Origin of the sequence: Duganella rivi (genome assembly GCF_009857435.1) — a bacterium.
In the GTDB taxonomy this organism is placed as follows: Bacteria; Pseudomonadota; Gammaproteobacteria; order Burkholderiales; family Burkholderiaceae_D; genus Rugamonas; species Rugamonas rivi.
In genome coordinates this window covers 430,098-446,249 of the sequence record NZ_WWCK01000002.1, presented here as the reverse complement: position 1 = coordinate 446,249, position 16,152 = coordinate 430,098, and the positions used below count along the sequence as shown (strand labels likewise).

Annotated in this window: 16 protein-coding genes; 7 read left to right on the top strand and 9 right to left on the bottom strand. The window is 62.1% G+C overall.

All coding sequences use genetic code 11. The features are described 5' to 3' along the window. The first annotated feature begins 8 nt into the window (after window positions 1-8). Together GTP45_RS06590 and GTP45_RS06585 are read left to right on the top strand one after the other, a co-directional pair. A complete protein-coding gene (locus GTP45_RS06590; RefSeq protein WP_217363312.1) occupies window positions 9-737 on the top strand; it encodes a response regulator in 729 nt (242 codons plus the stop codon). Further along, window positions 737-1,990 carry a sensor histidine kinase gene (locus GTP45_RS06585; RefSeq protein ID WP_161013075.1) on the top strand — a complete coding sequence of 418 codons (1,254 nt, stop codon included), beginning with the start codon at window positions 737-739 and terminating at the stop codon, window positions 1,988-1,990. The genes GTP45_RS06590 and GTP45_RS06585 overlap by 1 nt, the downstream gene beginning before the upstream one ends. On the opposite strand, the gene sppA is transcribed toward GTP45_RS06585, so the two are convergent. Genes sppA through GTP45_RS06570 form a run of 3 tightly spaced genes read right to left on the bottom strand, consistent with a single transcriptional unit; the run spans window position 1,987 to window position 6,595 of the window. Next, window positions 1,987-3,861: a signal peptide peptidase SppA gene (gene sppA / locus GTP45_RS06580; RefSeq protein ID WP_161013074.1), complete on the bottom strand. Its 1,875-nt coding sequence runs from the start codon at window positions 3,859-3,861 to the stop codon at window positions 1,987-1,989. The two genes, GTP45_RS06585 and sppA, sit on opposite strands and share 4 nt — an antisense overlap. An 18-nt stretch (window positions 3,862-3,879) precedes the next feature. Continuing rightward, window positions 3,880-5,337, bottom strand: a complete 1,458-nt coding sequence (locus tag GTP45_RS06575) for a sodium:solute symporter (RefSeq protein ID WP_161013073.1) — start codon at window positions 5,335-5,337, stop codon at window positions 3,880-3,882. 46 nt (window positions 5,338-5,383) lie between these two features. Next, window positions 5,384-6,595: an MFS transporter gene (locus GTP45_RS06570; protein WP_161013072.1), complete on the bottom strand. Its 1,212-nt coding sequence runs from the start codon at window positions 6,593-6,595 to the stop codon at window positions 5,384-5,386. 119 nt (window positions 6,596-6,714) lie between these two features. Here GTP45_RS06570 and GTP45_RS06565 point away from each other — a divergent pair, with 119 nt between their 5' ends. From GTP45_RS06565 to GTP45_RS06545, 5 genes are all read left to right on the top strand, one after another. Next, a complete protein-coding gene (locus GTP45_RS06565) occupies window positions 6,715-6,927 on the top strand; it encodes a DUF3820 family protein (protein WP_161013071.1) in 213 nt (70 codons plus the stop codon). 153 nt (window positions 6,928-7,080) lie between these two features. Beyond that, window positions 7,081-7,419: a hypothetical protein gene (locus GTP45_RS06560; protein ID WP_161013070.1), complete on the top strand. Its 339-nt coding sequence runs from the start codon at window positions 7,081-7,083 to the stop codon at window positions 7,417-7,419. Beyond that, window positions 7,416-8,549: a sensor histidine kinase gene (locus GTP45_RS06555; protein WP_174821635.1), complete on the top strand. Its 1,134-nt coding sequence runs from the start codon at window positions 7,416-7,418 to the stop codon at window positions 8,547-8,549. The genes GTP45_RS06560 and GTP45_RS06555 overlap by 4 nt, the downstream gene beginning before the upstream one ends. A gap of 70 nt (window positions 8,550-8,619) precedes the next feature. After that, on the top strand, window positions 8,620-9,648 hold the full coding sequence (locus GTP45_RS06550; protein ID WP_161013069.1) for a M4 family metallopeptidase: 1,029 nt from the start codon (window positions 8,620-8,622) through the stop codon (window positions 9,646-9,648). Between the two features lie 13 nt (window positions 9,649-9,661). After that, a complete protein-coding gene (locus GTP45_RS06545; protein ID WP_161013068.1) occupies window positions 9,662-9,967 on the top strand; it encodes a protealysin inhibitor emfourin in 306 nt (101 codons plus the stop codon). 2 nt (window positions 9,968-9,969) lie between these two features. Here GTP45_RS06545 and GTP45_RS06540 read toward each other — a convergent pair whose 3' ends face one another. The 6 genes from GTP45_RS06540 to GTP45_RS06515 form a co-directional block, all read right to left on the bottom strand. Further along, the gene (locus GTP45_RS06540) at window positions 9,970-10,335 is read right to left on the bottom strand and encodes a glutaredoxin (RefSeq protein WP_161013067.1); all 366 of its coding nucleotides are present in this window, start codon (window positions 10,333-10,335) and stop codon (window positions 9,970-9,972) included. 7 nt (window positions 10,336-10,342) lie between these two features. Continuing rightward, entirely contained in the window at window positions 10,343-10,915 is a 573-nt protein-coding gene (locus GTP45_RS06535; RefSeq protein ID WP_161013066.1) for a BPSL1445 family SYLF domain-containing lipoprotein, read from the bottom strand. A 21-nt stretch (window positions 10,916-10,936) separates the two neighbouring features. Beyond that, a complete protein-coding gene (locus GTP45_RS06530; protein WP_161013065.1) occupies window positions 10,937-11,731 on the bottom strand; it encodes a hypothetical protein in 795 nt (264 codons plus the stop codon). Beyond that, window positions 11,676-12,884 carry a hypothetical protein gene (locus tag GTP45_RS06525; RefSeq protein ID WP_229258356.1) on the bottom strand — a complete coding sequence of 403 codons (1,209 nt, stop codon included), beginning with the start codon at window positions 12,882-12,884 and terminating at the stop codon, window positions 11,676-11,678. Before GTP45_RS06525 ends, GTP45_RS06530 begins: the two co-directional genes overlap by 56 nt. Window positions 12,885-12,979: 95 nt before the next feature. Beyond that, a complete protein-coding gene (locus tag GTP45_RS06520; RefSeq protein ID WP_161013064.1) occupies window positions 12,980-15,136 on the bottom strand; it encodes a putative bifunctional diguanylate cyclase/phosphodiesterase in 2,157 nt (718 codons plus the stop codon). After that, window positions 15,129-16,115 carry an EAL and HDOD domain-containing protein gene (locus GTP45_RS06515; protein WP_161013063.1) on the bottom strand — a complete coding sequence of 329 codons (987 nt, stop codon included), beginning with the start codon at window positions 16,113-16,115 and terminating at the stop codon, window positions 15,129-15,131. The genes GTP45_RS06520 and GTP45_RS06515 overlap by 8 nt, the downstream gene beginning before the upstream one ends. Between the last annotated feature and the right edge of the window lie 37 nt (window positions 16,116-16,152).

Here is a 16,152-nt window from a genome sequence, read left to right as displayed (position 1 = left end):
TGGATCGCATGAACCCTGTAGACCGCATACTGTTAGTTGAAGACGACCCCCGCCTGGCCGAGATGCTCACCGAGTATCTGACCCAGGCGGGGTTTCGCGTTACCCACGCGCCGACCGGCGGCGCCGCGATGGAGCATATCGCCGCCGCCGAAATCGACGCCGTCATCCTTGACCTGATGCTGCCCGATATGGATGGCCTGGATGTCTGCCGCAAGCTGCGCACCACTTCCGACGTGCCGGTGCTGATGCTGACCGCGCGCGGCGACGCCATCGACCGCATCGTCGGACTGGAGATCGGCGCCGACGATTACCTGCCCAAGCCTTTCGAGCCGCGCGAACTGCTGGCCCGCCTGCGCGCCATCCTGCGCCGCCGCGTCGATGCGCGCCAGATCGACGCACCGCGCGGCGCGGGCGCAAAAGTCAATGACGAATTTCTGCGCTTTGGCCGCCTGGAGATCGATCCGGCTGCCCACGCGGCGCGGCTCGACGGCGTTCCCTGCGAACTGACCGCCTACCAATTCGACCTGCTGCTGGTGCTGGCCAAGCACGCCGGCCGCGTACTGTCGCGCGATGCGCTGATGGATTTGCTGAAAGGCGAACCGCTGGAAGCCTTCGACCGCTCGATCGACGTGCACATGTCGCGCATCCGCGCCGCCGTGGAAGACGATCCTAAAAAACCGCGCCGCATCATCACCGTGCGCGGCGCCGGCTACCTGTTCGCCAAGGTGCAAGATTGATGAAGCGCTTCAGCATGGGCCTACCGCGCCTCTACTTCCGTTTCTACGTGGCGCTGCTGTTTATCCTGGTGCTGTTCGCGTTCGCGGTGGTGATGATCTGGAACCGCACCGGCAGCCCCCTGGAGCGCTCCAACAACACGCTGGCGCAAGTGATGCAGAACGTGCTCGCGCCGATTGATGCGCCGCCCGAAGTGCAGCAAGCCGCCTTGGCCCGCGTGGCCGGAGGACTCAACGCTCATATGACGCTGTACACGCGCGACTGGCGTCCGCTGGCCGTGGTTGGCGAACAAATCCCCGCGCGCCACTGGCGGCGCCAGGGCATGACCGGCCCGCCGCCGGAATCCTTTGTGCGCCTGCCGGACGGTCGCAAGCTGCTGTCCAGCGAACCGCTGGGCTTCACCCGGCCGAAAGCCATGCTGCACAACGCCCTGCTGCTGCTCGCGCTGGGCCTGGGCGTAGCCGCCTTCCCGCTGGTGCGCCACCTGACCAAACGGCTGGAGCGCTTGCAGCACGGCGTGGAAAAACTCGGCGCCGGCGACCTGACAGCACGCGTTCCGGTGGAGGGCAAAGATGAAGTGGCGCGCCTGGCGCAAAGCTTCAACCGCGCCGCCGATCAAATCGAGCAGCTGGTGGGCGCGCACAAAACGCTGCTGGCCAATGCTTCGCACGAGCTGCGCACGCCGCTGGCGCGCATCCGCCTGGCGCTGGAGCTGATCCCCGAAGGCATCGATCCAAAACGCCGCGCCGGTCTTGAGCAGGACATCGCCGAACTGAATCATTTGCTGGATGAAATTCTTCTTGCTAGCCGTCTCGGTGCGATTCAGGAAAACACCGACACGGAAGAACTAGACCTGCTGGCCTTGGCCGCAGAAGAATGCGCGCACTACGACGACGTGGAACTGGACGGCGAATCCGCCGTAATGCAGGGCGATCCGCGCCTGCTGCGCCGCCTGCTGCGCAACCTGCTGGAGAATGCGCATCGCCACGGGGTGGCGCCGGCCAGCGTGCAAATCATCTGCGCCGATAAGACAGCAACGTTGAGGGTGTGGGATAAAGGGCCGGGTGTGCCCGATCCAGAATTTGAACGCGTGTTCGAGCCGTTCTTCCGCCGTCGCGGCACGCTCGATAACACGGGTGCGGGCCTAGGCTTGGCGCTGGTCCGCCAGATCGCCCGCCGCCACGGTGGCGAAGCGCGCTGCGCCCTGATGAAAGATGGGCGCAGCTGCTTCGAAGTGACGCTGCCTCTAATTTAAGGCGATTCGCACAAGCAGTGGGTAATCGCGGTGAATGGTTTTTTCTGCGCCGTGATTTCCGACAGCCAGCCCATATCATTCGCAATTCCGGTTGCAGCGCCAGGCGGCAGGCCGGTGGTGACCGCAGCGCCCAGTTTCAGCTGCGACGCCACGGCTTGGGCCACGGCTTGCGCGGTGCCGCCGCCAACCATCTCGATAATGCGGTCAAACTTGCTGATCTCGCGCTCCACGTACACCACGCGGTAATCGGCCGGCAGCTTGGCGCGGGACGCTGCGGATTTCAGCGCATCGCCATAGCTGCCCAGGCGATCCACCAGACCGCGATCCTTGGCCTGGGTGCCAGTCCACACGCGGCCTTGCGCCACTTCGTCGATCTTCTCCGGCGTGGTCTTGCGCGCTGCCGCAGCCTTGGTGGTGAACTCGGCGTAAATGTGGTTAATGCTGCCTTGGATCAACTGACCGAGACGTGGATCCAGTGGACGCAGCGGATTGCCTGCATCGCCCAGCCAAGTAGTCGGCTGGCCAGCGGTGTGGATGCCCAGCTTATCGATCACCTTATCGGCGGTCGGTAGAATCGCAAACACGCCGATCGAACCGGTGATGGTGGTCGGCTCAGCGATCACTTCATCGGACGACATCGAAATCCAGTAGCCGCCCGACGCAGCGACATTACCCATCGAGACCACCACCGGCTTGCCGGCTGCACGGGTCAGTTCCAGCTCGCGGCGGATCAGCTCCGACGCGAACGCGCTGCCGCCAGGCGAATCAACACGCAGCACCACGGCTTTGATGTTGTCGTCTTCGCGCGCCGCGCGGATCAACTTGGAAGTCGAGTCGCCGCCGATGGAGCCCGGGCCGGCGCTGCCATCGCTGATTTCGCCCTGCGCCACGATCACGCCGACGGCGTCGCCGGTTACCTTGCGCGGCACGCGGGCGAGGTAGTCGTCAAAGCTGATCTGGCGGAAGCTCTTGCCTTCTGCATCGGCGGCGCCGCGCTTGGTCATCATCTGGCGAATTTCATCCTTGGTTTTCAGGCCGTCGACGAACTTGGCGGATACCGACAGCTTGGCCAGGTCGCCATTCACCGCCGCCACTTGCGTAGGCAGGTCGTTGATGGTCTTCATAATCTGGCCTTGCGGCAGCTTGCGCGCTTTCTCGACGTTGTCGGTGTAAGCAGCCCACAGCGCATTGTTCAGATACGACTCAGCCTCGCTGGCGGCCTGCGACGGGCCGTTGGCGATGAATGGCTCGGCAAAGCTCTTGTACGTACCGACGCGCAGCAGATTGACAGTCACGCCCAGCTTATCAAGCGCGTCGCGATAGTAATTGCGATAGCGGCCGAAGCCCTCGATCAGCACCATGCCCATCGGGTGCAAATAGACTTCGTTGGCATGTGCAGCCAGCAGGTATTGGCGCTGGTCGTAGCTCGAACCCCACGCCACCACTTGTTTGCCGGAGGCCTTGAAGCGGTCGATGGCGCTGGCCACCTCGCGCAGCGTGGCCTGGCCTGCGCCTTGCAGTTCGTCGGTCAGCAGCACCACGGCGCCGATGTCGGGATCCTTGGCTGCTTGATCCAGCACCGCCAGCACGTCGCGCAGTTGCATCATCTTGTGCACTTCGCCGCCGCGCACATTGGTCAGCAGCGCATCGCGCGCATTGACGCTCGACTGTTCAACCAGTTGTCCCTTCAACTCCAGCACCAGCGTGGTCTTGGGCTGCAGCGGCTTGGCGCCGCCGCCGAAGATCGCGTACAGCAGCACCAGCACCAGCGCGAGGAAAATCAGATTCAGAACCGTACGGCGGCCGGCGTCCAGCGCGCGCCAGAAAAAGGCGAAACCGTTACGGATATAGGAAAACGGTGATTGGCTCATCAACACTCCATGGTTGCGTTATTTGCAATGATGATACTGCTTTTTCGAGATCAGCAATAGTCCGGCAAAAACCAGCAGGCCATTCAAGATTAGCAGCTCCAGCCCCATCCGGTAGGCACCAAACAGCATTTCCTGATTGCAATCAATAACATAGCAAATTACCGGCCCCGCCAGCGCCACCAGCGGCACCCAGCGGTCGCGCAGCGCGCGGCGCGTGAGGATGCCGAAGGCGAACAGGCCAAGCAGCGGGCCGTAGGTGTAGCCGGTCAGTTTCAGCACCAGGCCGACCATGCTGGCGTTATCCACCCATTTGAACACCAGCACCAGCGCGAGGAAGATGGCGCAGAACGCGAGGTGCACGCGGTGGCGCAGGCGTTTCCTGGCCTCTTCCGTCATATCGGTGCGGCGCTGCACGCCGAGGATGTCGATGCTGAACGAGGACGTCAGCGCCGTCATGGCGCCGTCGGCACTCGGGAACAGCGCCGAGATCAGGCCGATGAAGAAAATCAGTTGCAGTACAGCGGGCATATGCAGCATCACTACAGCCGGGAAGATCTTGTCGCCGGTGGCCGATACACCTGCCGTTGGGGCGTACAGGTACAGCAACCCGCCAAGGTACATGAACAGTACCAGTACAGCCGTCAATACAGCGGTCAGCAGCAGCATGTTCTTCTGCGAGTCGCGGAGAGTTTTGACGGAGATATTCTTCTGCATGGTCTCCTGATCCATGCCGGTCATCGCCAGCACAATGAAGAAGCCGGCCAGCACCTGCTTCCAGAAATAGGCCGGGCTATCGATCGAGGTGGTGACCACGCGGGTCAGGCCGTGCGCCTGCATTTGCGCGATGCTGTCCAGCGGCGACAAATTCATTTCGTGCAGCAGCCAGCCGGCGCAGATCACAAGGCCCAGCACCATGCCGGTGGTTTGCAGTGTGTCTGTCCAGACGATGGTCTTGACGCCGCCCTCGTAGGTGTACAGCAGGATCATGACGAGAATCACGGTCGTGGTCAGCCAGAACGGCACGCCCATTCTATCGAGGATGGTCAGTTGGAGGATGTTCACCACCAAGTACAGCCGCGCCGATGCGCTGAGCGTGCGCGAGATAATGAAGAACGCCGCGCCGCTCTGGTACGAGCGCGGGCCGAAGCGCTGCTCAAGATAGGTGTAGATGGAGGTCAGCTTGAGGCGGTAGTACAGCGGCAGCAGGATGTAGGCGACGGCGATATAGCCCAGCACATAGCCGAGGATCACTTGCAGGTAGCCGAAACCGTCGCGCCCAACGGCGCCGGGAACGCTGATGAAGGTCACGCCACTAAGCGTGGTGCCAACCATGCCGAAAGCAACCAGCTTCCAGTTGCTGCTCTTATTACCGATGAAGAAGCTATCGTTATTGGCGTTGCGGGAGGTGCGCCATGCCACCACGAGCAGCAAGGCGAAATAGGCGAAGACGAGACAAAACAGGGAAACTGCGGACATGGGATATTGGCGGCGAGTGAATCAAATCGCCGCCAATATACCTCAATCAGTGCGCTGCGGCGTGGATGGACTTAGCGCCGCCAACGCCGGAAGGACGTGGATTCAAGCGATCCAGGCGGCCACTGAACGCAGTCAGGCCGAAGGCGCCCAGCACCACCAGTGCGCCGATCCAGCCGGTATGCACGAGGCCCAGGTGCTCCACAATCAAGCCGCCGCCCCATGCGCCGCCGGCGATACCAAGGTTGAACGCAGCGATGTTCAAGCCCGAAGCCACGTCCACCGCGCGCGGCGTAAAATGCTCCGCCTGCTGCACCACGTACACCTGCAAGCCGGCCACGTTACCAAACGCCACCGCGCCCCACACCAGTACAGTTGCCAGCACCAGCCATTTGTACGGCGCGGTGAAAGTCAGTACCAACAGTACAGCTGCGAGACCGAGGAAGATGATCTTCAGCGCGCCAACCGGGCCGCGTTTATCGGCCAGCTTGCCGCCCCAGATATTCCCCACTGCGACCGATACACCGTACACCAGCATCACCAGGCCCACCGCGTTCACACTGAAGCCGGTGATATCGGTCAGGATCGGCGCGAGGAAGGTAAAGGCGGTGAACGAGCCGCCGTAGCCGATGGCGGTCATGGCGTAGACCAGCAGCAGGCGCGGTTCGCCCAGCACCTTCACCTGCTGCATCAGCGAGGCAGGCTTGTTATGCTGGATGGTCGAGGGCACGAAGATCGCGCTGCCGACGGCAGCAATCACGCCCAATACGGAAACGGCGAGGAAAGTCTCGCGCCAGCCGAAGTGCTGGCCAATGAAAGTCCCCAGCGGCACGCCGGTCACCAGCGCCACGGTCAGGCCGGTGAACATGATGGCAATCGCGCTGGCCGCCTTCTCCTTCGGCACCAGCGAGGTGGCGATGGTCGAGCCGATCGAGAAAAATACGCCGTGCGCGAGGCCGGTCAGAATGCGGGCAATCACCAGCGACTCGTAGCTCGGCGCTTTCCACGCCAGCAGATTCCCAGCCGTAAATAGCACCATCAGCGACACCAGCAACAGCTTGCGCGGCAGCTTGCCGGTCAGCGCCGTCAGCACCGGCGCGCCGATGGCGACGCCCATCGCATACAAGCTGACCAGCAGCCCGGCCGACGGCAAATTCACGCCCAGATCGGCGGCGATAGTCGGCAGCAGGCCGACAATAACAAACTCGGTAGTCCCGATAGCAAACGCGCTGATGGTCAGCGCAAGCAGTGCAATAGGCATGACTTCACTCCAGAAAAGTTAATGTCATGCAGTATCGCGATTCCCGCTATTGAGAAAAAGACTCAAAAACCCAAAACATATTTGAATCCAAAGCAATAACAGCCAAGTAAAATAGCACCATGAATTCTGAAAAACTCGCCCTGCTATTGACGCGGGAAATGCCTTACGGGAAGTACAAGGGGCGCAAGATTGCCGATTTGCCGGGGCACTATCTCGGCTGGTTTGCACGCGAAGGCTTTCCTTCCGGCGAACTCGGCATGCTCATCGCGCTGATGTACGAGATTGACCATAACAATCTGCGCATGCTGCTCGATCCGCTACGGCGGCCATGAAAGAGGCGCGCCGACTGCTGAGATCGAAATTCCTGATTCATAGTCAAATGCAATCGTCCCCACTGCGCCCAGGTGCTATAGTCAATCCGCCCCTACCGCAGTCCCTGCCCTTACGGCAATGGCACACCGGCAGCAGCATTCATCGGAGATGCCATGCTCGACCTCAACACCTCAGAACGTCATCAACTGAGCGCAAACGGCTCGCTTTGTAGCGATGCCGACGGCAATGAGACCCTGATCGGACTCACTGCCCGCGAGTCGCTTTTTGTGCTGCTCTATCAGAAAAAAATTGATGACAGGCGCTCAGCGGCACACCAGCGCGCCTACCTGCAGCTACGCCAGCGCCATGCAACGGCCCACACCGCCATGGCAGGCTCTCCCTATGAACAGGGACTGGCGGATGTCGAGTCCGCACTCGATGCGGCGCTGGCGAACAGTTTCCCGGCCAGCGATCCCACCGCGATATCGATCTCTAAAAAGCCCTCGCCATGATGCACGAATTCCTCAGCAACAATCGCGCCGAGCTGGAACGGCGCTGCCGCGAGAAGGTCGCGCAACGGCCCGGCAGATCGGCCACCTCGGAGCAATTGGAAAACGGCGTGCCAATTTTTCTGGATCAGCTGATACGCACACTGCACGTTGAGCAAATCCCCAATCCGGCGGCCAGCCACGCTATTTCCGGCCGGGCCGGCGGAACTTCCGCGTGGTCCGAAGTCGGCGCATCTGCGAGCCAGCACGGCAAGGACTTGCTGGACATGGGTTTCAGCGTTGATGAAGTGGTGCACGACTACGGCGATCTCTGCCAGGCCATCACCGATCTGGCGGTCGAGCGCGATGCGCCATTTCAAGTCAATGAATTCAGAACCTTGAACCGATGTCTGGACAATGCCATTGCCGATGCCGTCAACGAATTCAGCTACCAGAAAGAACTGCAAACGGCCGACAAGGTCGCGCGCGAGGCCAAGGAACGGGTGGGCATTTTTGCCCACGAACTCAGAAATGTGTTGGGTACGGCCACCTTGGCATTCTCCGCCGCCAAGGCAGGCAACCTCAGCCTAACCGGCGCGACCGGCACCATTCTGGAACGCAGCCTTGGCGGACTTGCCAAGATGATTGACGAGTCCTTGCTGGACATCCGCGTCGATGGCCAGCAGGTCAACATGCTGAACGCCTTCCCTCTGGCGCTGTTCGTGGCCGAGTTGGCCTGCGCCGCGCAGCTGGCGGCCCAGGCAAAGGGCTGTAGCCTCGCCGTAGCGGCGGTCGATCCGACGCTGGCACTGAGCGGCAACCGGGAACTACTGCTCTCGGCAGTGGCCAACCTGCTGCAAAACGCCATCAAATTTACCCAGCCGGGCACCGAGGTTAGCTTGAGTGCCTACAGCAATGCAGACAAAATTCAAATCGACGTGGCCGACCACTGCGGCGGCCTGCCGCCCAATGCCGAGGCCACGATGTTCCTGCCTTTCGCGCAACACGGCTGTGACCGTAGCGGATTGGGCTTGGGACTGACGATAGCGCAGCAATCAGTCATCGCTTGCCACGGCACCCTTCAGGTGCGCGATCTGCCGCAAGTGGGCTGCGTTTTTACCGTCAGCTTACCCAGGTTTATCGTGCCGGATTAAGCCGTACCGTGACATCCCCACCATGCAAATGCGTGTATAAATACGCTATTGCATTGTTTAGGAGAACGTCATGGCTGCGCACCCGCACGGCTGCACCTGCTTCATCATTCCGCCGAAGATGCTGCGCCAATTGGCCGATGCAAGCACGGATGCCAGCGAACGCCATTGCCTGCTCGACCAGGCCGAACTCTCCGCCCACTTGCGCGGCCAGCGCTCGGTCGCGCCGATGATGATGGGATTGGCCACCGCCGCCACCGGCGAAAAGCGCCGCACCGTCTACGATGCGCAAAATAAAACCGCCCTGCCCGGCAAGCTGGTGCGCGGCGAAGATAGCAAGCCATCCAGCGACAAAGCTGTCAACCAGGCCTATGACGGCGCCGGCGCCACCTATGATTTCTTCCGCGAAGTCCTGAAGCGCAATTCCATTGACGGCAAGGGTTTAAGGCTGGACTCCACCGTTCACTACCAGGTCAAGTTCAACAACGCCTTCTGGAACGGCCAGCAAATGGTCTACGGCGATGGCGACGGCAAGCTGTTCCTCGGCTTTACCAACGCCATCGACGTGATCGCCCACGAGTTGACCCACGGCGTCACGCAGTACGCGGTGCCGGGCGGCCTGGTGTACCAAGACCAAAGCGGTGCGCTCAATGAATCGGTCTCGGACGTATTCGGCAGCCTGGTCAAACAGTGGACGCTCAAGCAAACCGTCGAGCAGGCTGATTGGCTGATCGGCGCCGGCATCATGGCGCCGTCTGTCGGCAAGGCGCTGCGCTCGATGGCCGATCCCGGCAACCAGGCGCTCACCTGGTCGGGCGACGATCAACCGAAAACCATGGCAGGATACGTGGAGAACGGCGATGTCCACACCAACTCCGGCATTCCCAACCATGCCTTTTACGCGGCCGCTATCGCGCTCAAGGGCCACGCGTGGGAAAAGGCCGGGCCGATCTGGTACAAGGCGCTATCGCTGCTGACGCCGGACGCGACTTTTGCCGACATGGCCAAGGCCACCTCGGAATCGGCAGCGCTGCTGTACGGCGCGGATTCAGCCGAGCAGCACGCAGTACAGGCGGCGTGGAAAGTCGTCGGCGTGGCATGAGGAAGGAAGCAGCATGCGCTTAACCTTGAAATGCACAGGAGGCTTTACCGGGCCAGCCGGGGCGCAAACGCGCACGGTCGATCTGGCGCAGCTGCCGCCTGAACAGGCCGGCCAGCTGGAACAGCTGCTGCGCACCAGCGACTTCTTCGCGCTTCAGCCCAAGCTGGTCAAGGAAGCGCCCAAGTCATGGGACTTTCAGTACGATCTGGAAGTGGACGACGGCCAGCAGACGCACTGCGTCCACTACCATCTGGACGAAGCGCCGCCGGCCCTGCAGCAACTCACGGAGAAACTGAACGACGAAGTCGCGCCAGACTGAGACTAAGCCAGCAAGCGCGCCAGCTCACCGCTGGCGATCAGCTTTTGCAGGTCGGTCGCGCCGCCGATCAGCGTGCCGTTCACAAAAATCATCGGGAAAGTCGACCAGCCGCTCCACAGCTTGAGCGCCAGGCGCGGACGCCACGTCGAGAAGTAATTGCCGTAGCTGAGATATTTGTACTGAATGCCTTGCGCGTCCAGCAGCTTGCGCGCCTTGGCCGGAAATGGATTCAAGCCCATGCCGACCACCACCACCTTGTTGGCGGCGATGGCCGCTTCCACCTCCGCGATCAAGTCGCGGTGGTAGTTGCTGATCTGCGCGAGTGCGGCAGGATGAATACGGGCTTGATCCAGAATGTTACGAGTCATTATTGCCTTATAAATCTAGTTTGGAGAACTTGGTGCCTTCGAGATTGAGGTTAGCCATCAAGCCGGCGTTGGTCAGCACGAACGCTTGCACCGGATTGTTGGCGGTACGCGTATCGATCTCGCCATTGGCGCCTACTTTGATCAGCGCCACCGAACCATCCACGCCGGCCGTCCAGCCTTTGCCATTGCGGAATTTGTCCAGCGCCTCGCGGCTCATGAATAACAGTACCACTGCCTTGGATTGCGCGCCAGCCTGGAAGCCCACCGACAGCGACGCCACGCTGTAATAATCGGCTACCACGCCGCCGGTACGTAGCACACCTTTGCCATATTCACCGCCCACCACGAAGCCAGCCGCCACCACGTTCGGGAACACCAGCACGCCGTTCGCCTTTTGCACCAGTTCGCGCGAGCCTTTGACTTCCTTGTACAAGCGTTCCAGCGTGGTGTAAGCGCCCTGCTCGATCTCGGTCTTGACGGCGGCGCTGCTCGGCTTGGCCGCGCCGGTGGTCGTGGTGCAGCCGTTCAATGCCAAACCGGCACAAGCCAGTGCCAACACTGCAAAAGTACGTTTAAGCATGACAGTCTCCAAAAAAGGTTGTTAGTCGATGATAAACTCGCGCCGACCTTCGTCGTCGCACTGTTGAGCACTTTGCTGCGCCTGCTCAAACGCCGCGCACAAGCGGTTACCCTGCGGGTCTTCCAGTTGCGAATGCACGCGCAGCACGTACTTCCCTGCCCGCCACGCCCGCGCTGGCGCGAAACGCCACTCGGACTCACCCGGCGCCAGCCGCGCAACGCCCTCGACGCGCCGTCCGTCCGGCCCCTGCAGCGCCAGTAAAGGCGCGGCATCGCCGTCCAGCGCGGCCGGCAGCATAACCCGCATCGGTTCCCTGCTGCCACGTTTCAGCGCCGCCAAGGTCCACTGCTGCGGCGTAATCGGCTGCCGCAACGGCGGTAGCACTTGCCAGCGCTTTTCCACCCCCCGCCCCAGCTGCGGATCGTCAATGCGCAGCATCACGCTTTGCCCTGCATGCAAGGCCGGCCCCAGCGCGACGTTCGGCCCCACGCCAGTCTTGATGCGCCCCGGATGCAGCAGCAAGGTCAGCGATTTGCCGTCGCGCCCGGCCAGCGGCAGATCAAGGAAGGCGTCCTTGATCGGCACGCCTGCGCCGTCGAGCAGTTGCACGTGCTGCATGTCCAGCGGTGCACTCAACGGCGCGTCCAAATGCACGACGATGCGCAGCAGGTTCTCCGGCACCGCCGGCCCGGACGGCGTCACCAGCGTAGCCGATGCCGCCGCCAATGGCAACACCAGCAGCGCCGCCGCAACGCCGGCGTTAGCGCGCCAGTTCAGGATAGCCTTCCAGGCCACGGGCAAATTTGTGGAAGTCACGATAGCGATCCCCCTCCGGGTAGCGATAATCGGAGAAGTCATATTCGTTCACAAAATCGCTCAAGCGCAGGTAAGCGCCTTTGAGCACCGACACCAGCTGCATCTGGCCGCTGGCATCCTCGCGCCGCAGCGCCAGCAGTTGTTGCTCGTTCAGGTTATCCAGGCGCATCACGGCCGACATCGGCGTCATCAGCGCCTTCACGCCCGAATACGGCTTGGCCGGCACTTCGATCGGCGTATTCAAGCCAGGCGCGGCGGCGCCTGCGTTCAGCTCGGCTGCGGTCAGCAAGTCGGCCGACCGGCTGGAATTGACCAGCAGCGCATATTCCGAATCGCCCTGCTTGAAACTCACCAGCCCATTGGGCGCACTGCCCCAGCCCATCTCGCCCACCGTCTTGGCGGCGATGTGCGCGCCATCCTTCAAGTCCTTGAGCGGAATAACGACCAGCGGCGTACACGTGTACGCGGCCACCAGCGACGGCTCGCCGCCGATGGTCATCACCGTCATGCTGCGGATCGGCGCGCGCGTCTCGACCTGATTATGCACCGGGTGGTACATCTCTATCGTGGTGGCTTGCGCCTTGCCGCTGAACGGATAGTCGTACACCCGCAAGGTCGACGCAAAATTGCGGTTGGACAGGCCAGCCACGTACAGCTTGTTTTGGTAGAAGCGCATGTCGGTCACGGTCAGGGTCTGCTGCGGCACGTCGCGCCAGAAATTCCGGTCCGCTGCCGGTGCATCCGTGATGGCAGCCGAACTGGCGGCCTTGCCCAGATCCACCCGCTGCACCTTGCCCGCCGCATCGATGCTGACAATGGCTGGCGACGCCTTGCCTTTGGCGCCCTGCACCGTCACGGACACATAGGCCACCTCGCTGCCCGGCTGCACCGCCAAATCTTCAAACCGCAGCGCCGACGGCTGCACGCCCAGCGCCTTGGCGACCGGGCCTTGCACGTCTTTCAGGTTATAGGGTTTGCCCGCCGTCTTGGCCGGCGCCGTCACCGGCAAGGCGTAGATGCGCGCGCCCTTCCAGTCGGCCACGAACAGGGTGTTGGCGTCGGCAAAGGCCAGCTTGGTGGCCGATTGGATTGCCGGCGCGGCGTGGGCCGCCGTCGCCAGGGCAGTCAGGAAAAAAACCAAGGTACGGTACATATGCTCCTCCAAAGTCTGGTGTTGCCGGAATCGGCTTCAAAGACAGTAGCATCGCGTGATACCAGCGTCCTCACCCCTTCGGGTAAAGCGCCTTCTTACCGATTGGCGAACGCCAGTCGTTTGCCCTCGCGCAGCATGGCGGCAAATTCGGCCGCCGGCACCGGCTGGCTGAACAGATAGCCTTGCAACTGGTCGCAACCAAGCTCGCGCAGGAAGGCCATTTGCTCGGCCGTCTCCACGCCTTCCGCCACGATTTCCTGCCGCAGCTGCTGCGCCATGGTGACGATGGCGCGCGCGATGGCGCAATCGTTTTCTTCGTACGGCAGACCGATGACGAAAGAACGGTCGATCTTCAAGGTGCTGATCGGGAATTTCTTCAGGTAAGCCAGGCTCGAATAGCCGGTGCCGAAGTCATCCAGCGCCAGCGCCATGCCCATCGCTACCAGCTGGTTCATGATGGCGATGACTTTGTCGGTGCCGCGCACCAGCAGGCTTTCCGTGATTTCGAGATTGATCTGATCCGGCTGTACGCGGTGTTTTTCCAGCACCGCCGCCACGCGCTTGGGCAGCTCGTTGTCGAACTGGCGCGCCGACAGGTTGACTGCAATCGGCGGCATGATCAGGTTAGCGTCGCGCCATTCGCGCACCTGGCGGCAGGCCTCTTCCAGCACCCATGTGCCGAGTTCAAGGATCAGGCCGGTCTCTTCCGCTACCGGAATAAACACGCCCGGCGACACCAGCCCGCGCACCGGATGCCGCCAGCGCAGCAGCGCCTCGGCGCCGACGATGCGGCCGCTGCGCAAGCTTACCTTCGGCTGGTAGTACAGTTGCAGTTCATTGTTGACCAGCGCTTGCCGCAGTTCGCTCTCGATGCGCAAATGCTCTTTCGCGCGCTGGTTCATTTCCTCGCTGTAGAACAGGAAGTTGGACTCGATACTTTGCGCCGCCTTCGCTACGGCCACGTCGGCGCAGCGGATCAGGGTCGGCACATCAAGGCCGTCCTCGCTGTACGAAGTGATGCCGATGTGCGCGCCAACCTGCAAGCTGTGCGAAGCAATCGTAATCGGCGAGGCCAGCGCTCCCAACAATTTTTTTGCCACGATGCCGGCGTGCTCGCGCTTTTCCACGTGCAGCAGCGCGATCGCAAAACGATGGCCATCCAGCCGCGCCAGCACGTCGCCTTCGCGCAGCGAGCCACGGAAGATACGGCCAATCTCGCACAGCAGCTCGTTGCCGATTTCATGGCCCAGCGTGTCGCTGATCGCGCCCAGCCGGGTAATCTCGATCACCAGCAGCGCGCCCTGCTCGCCGGAGCGCTTGCTCTCGGTCAGCGCCTGCTCCACCAGCTGCGACAACAGGCACAGATTTGGCAAGCCGGTCAGCGGATCGTAGTTGGCCATGCGCTGCATGCGCGCCTCGGCATCCTTGTGCACGCTGATATCTGAGAACAGCGAGAAGGTATGGCTGATCTTGCCGTTCTGATCGCGCACCGCGCTGATTGTCACCGACTGCGGGAACATCTCGCCGTTCTTGCGCTTGCCGATAATCTCGCCGCGCCACGGCCCGCCGCCCTGCATGGCCGCGCGCACCTTGGCGCGGAAGTCGGCGTCGTGCACGCCGGAGCGCAGCAGGTCGGGCGTCTTGCCGATCGATTCAGCCGGCGTATAGCCGGTAATCCGCGTGAAGGAAGAATTGATGGAGACGATGCGTTCATGCGCATCGGTAATCAGCACGCCCTGCTCGCTGTCTTCAATGATGCGCGCATGCAGATTGACCTTGTCCATATCCGACAAGGTCTGGTTGGCCTGCGACAGCCGCACCAGCATGCCGGCTGGTTCGCTGTCCTCGTAGCGCAATTCGATATCGAGATGAACCCAGATAATCTCGCCGCTCTTCTTGCGGCGGCGCACCTCGGTGCGGGCGGCAGCCTCGCCGGGATTGTGCTCGAAGAACAGCTCGGCGATATTGCCGTCGTCATCGTCTTCGGCGTACAGGAACAGCACGTGCTGTCCTATCACCTCGCCGGCCGTGTAGCCGAACATCAGCTCCGCGCCGGGGCTCCACGCGGTGACGTAGCCGGTTAAATCGAGTTCCAGTGATGCATCCATCGCCGGCATGTCAGCCGGGCGCATGGCAGATTGTGCTTCCTTGAGTGCCGCTTCAAGAGCGGTTAATGTCTGTGCCAGCGCGTCGCCTTGTTCACTCCGGGCTTGGCGGCTCAGGGCAAGACAACGCTCGATGGCATCACGCATGGGGGCTTCCTGCTTTACCCGCCGCCACGCTTTGCATCCACAAGTGGGCGTCGACGACGATGCGGTTAAAGGTTGGCAAATCAACTTGCAAGGTATCGAGGCAGCCGGTCAGTGCGTCGTATTCTTCGCGCTCGGCCGATTCGACCACGCACAGCAGCGTGCCCATTTCACCCTCGTGCGACAGCAAGGCTTGCTGCACAGATTCGCTGATGGTCAGCGGCTTCAGCACCTCTTCCAGCGGCATGCCGAACAGCACGCCCAGCAGCGAGAACATGCCGACCATGAAGGCTTGCTCCTGGTGATGCTTATCCTCGCCCAGTGCCTTGGACAGCAACTCCATCGAACGCGCCCGCACCGCCACGCGCGACAGCAGCATGGCCGAACGCGGATCACCCTCGCGCGACGAGAACAGCATCAGGTTCAGCCAGCGCCGCAATTGCGAGCGGCCGAGTATCAAGATCGCCTGCGAAAAACTGGTAACGCGGCGGCCAGTGCCCATGCCCAGCGAATTCACCAGCCGTAGCAAGTGATACGACAGCGTCGGGTCCTGGCGCAGCAGCGCTTCGATTTCGTGGGTATCGGCGTCGGCGGACACCAGTTGCACCAGTTGCAGCGCCAGCGCGCGCGACGCCGCTTGCGTGCCGACCGCCTTGGCAGGCGGCGCGACGAACCATTCGCCTTCGATCCACTGCACGGCCTGCGGCAACTCCTTGGGCAGCACATCGTCGGCGCGCTGCACCTTGTCGGCCATCAGGACTTTCCAGCCAGCCTGCGCCAATGCTTGATTGAGTTCCTGCGACGTAGCGGCGCGGTAATAGCACGCCATGCTGCCGGCGGCCAGCTCTTCAAGTAGTTGAATCGGCAGTTCCGCCACGCCCGCAGGCAGGCGCGCAGCGTCCAACAGCAATGCCGCTGGGCTGCCGTTGCGGTCGGCCAGAGGATGCAGTAACACGGGCGGCGTGGCAGTCAGTACAGTCATGGAGAGGTTCCGGCAGGAGACAACGAGTATCCCTCTA

What these genes read in the sequence shown, in the direction of transcription:
- GTP45_RS06515 (WP_161013063.1), bottom strand. Translation starts at nt 16,115, where the DNA reads ATGACTGTACTGACTGCCACGCCGCCCGTGTTACTGCATCCTCTGGCC.
- sppA (WP_161013074.1), bottom strand. Translation starts at nt 3,861, where the DNA reads ATGAGCCAATCACCGTTTTCCTATATCCGTAACGGTTTCGCCTTTTTC.
- GTP45_RS06575 (WP_161013073.1), bottom strand. Translation starts at nt 5,337, where the DNA reads ATGTCCGCAGTTTCCCTGTTTTGTCTCGTCTTCGCCTATTTCGCCTTG.
- GTP45_RS06555 (WP_174821635.1), top strand. Translation starts at nt 7,416, where the DNA reads ATGATGCACGAATTCCTCAGCAACAATCGCGCCGAGCTGGAACGGCGC.
- GTP45_RS06520 (WP_161013064.1), bottom strand. Translation starts at nt 15,136, where the DNA reads ATGCGTGATGCCATCGAGCGTTGTCTTGCCCTGAGCCGCCAAGCCCGG.
- GTP45_RS06585 (WP_161013075.1), top strand. Translation starts at nt 737, where the DNA reads ATGAAGCGCTTCAGCATGGGCCTACCGCGCCTCTACTTCCGTTTCTAC.
- GTP45_RS06570 (WP_161013072.1), bottom strand. Translation starts at nt 6,595, where the DNA reads ATGCCTATTGCACTGCTTGCGCTGACCATCAGCGCGTTTGCTATCGGG.
- GTP45_RS06565 (WP_161013071.1), top strand. Translation starts at nt 6,715, where the DNA reads ATGAATTCTGAAAAACTCGCCCTGCTATTGACGCGGGAAATGCCTTAC.
- GTP45_RS06550 (WP_161013069.1), top strand. Translation starts at nt 8,620, where the DNA reads ATGGCTGCGCACCCGCACGGCTGCACCTGCTTCATCATTCCGCCGAAG.
- GTP45_RS06525 (WP_229258356.1), bottom strand. Translation starts at nt 12,884, where the DNA reads ATGTACCGTACCTTGGTTTTTTTCCTGACTGCCCTGGCGACGGCGGCC.
- GTP45_RS06590 (WP_217363312.1), top strand. Translation starts at nt 9, where the DNA reads ATGAACCCTGTAGACCGCATACTGTTAGTTGAAGACGACCCCCGCCTG.
- GTP45_RS06535 (WP_161013066.1), bottom strand. Translation starts at nt 10,915, where the DNA reads ATGCTTAAACGTACTTTTGCAGTGTTGGCACTGGCTTGTGCCGGTTTG.
- GTP45_RS06560 (WP_161013070.1), top strand. Translation starts at nt 7,081, where the DNA reads ATGCTCGACCTCAACACCTCAGAACGTCATCAACTGAGCGCAAACGGC.
- GTP45_RS06540 (WP_161013067.1), bottom strand. Translation starts at nt 10,335, where the DNA reads ATGACTCGTAACATTCTGGATCAAGCCCGTATTCATCCTGCCGCACTC.
- GTP45_RS06545 (WP_161013068.1), top strand. Translation starts at nt 9,662, where the DNA reads ATGCGCTTAACCTTGAAATGCACAGGAGGCTTTACCGGGCCAGCCGGG.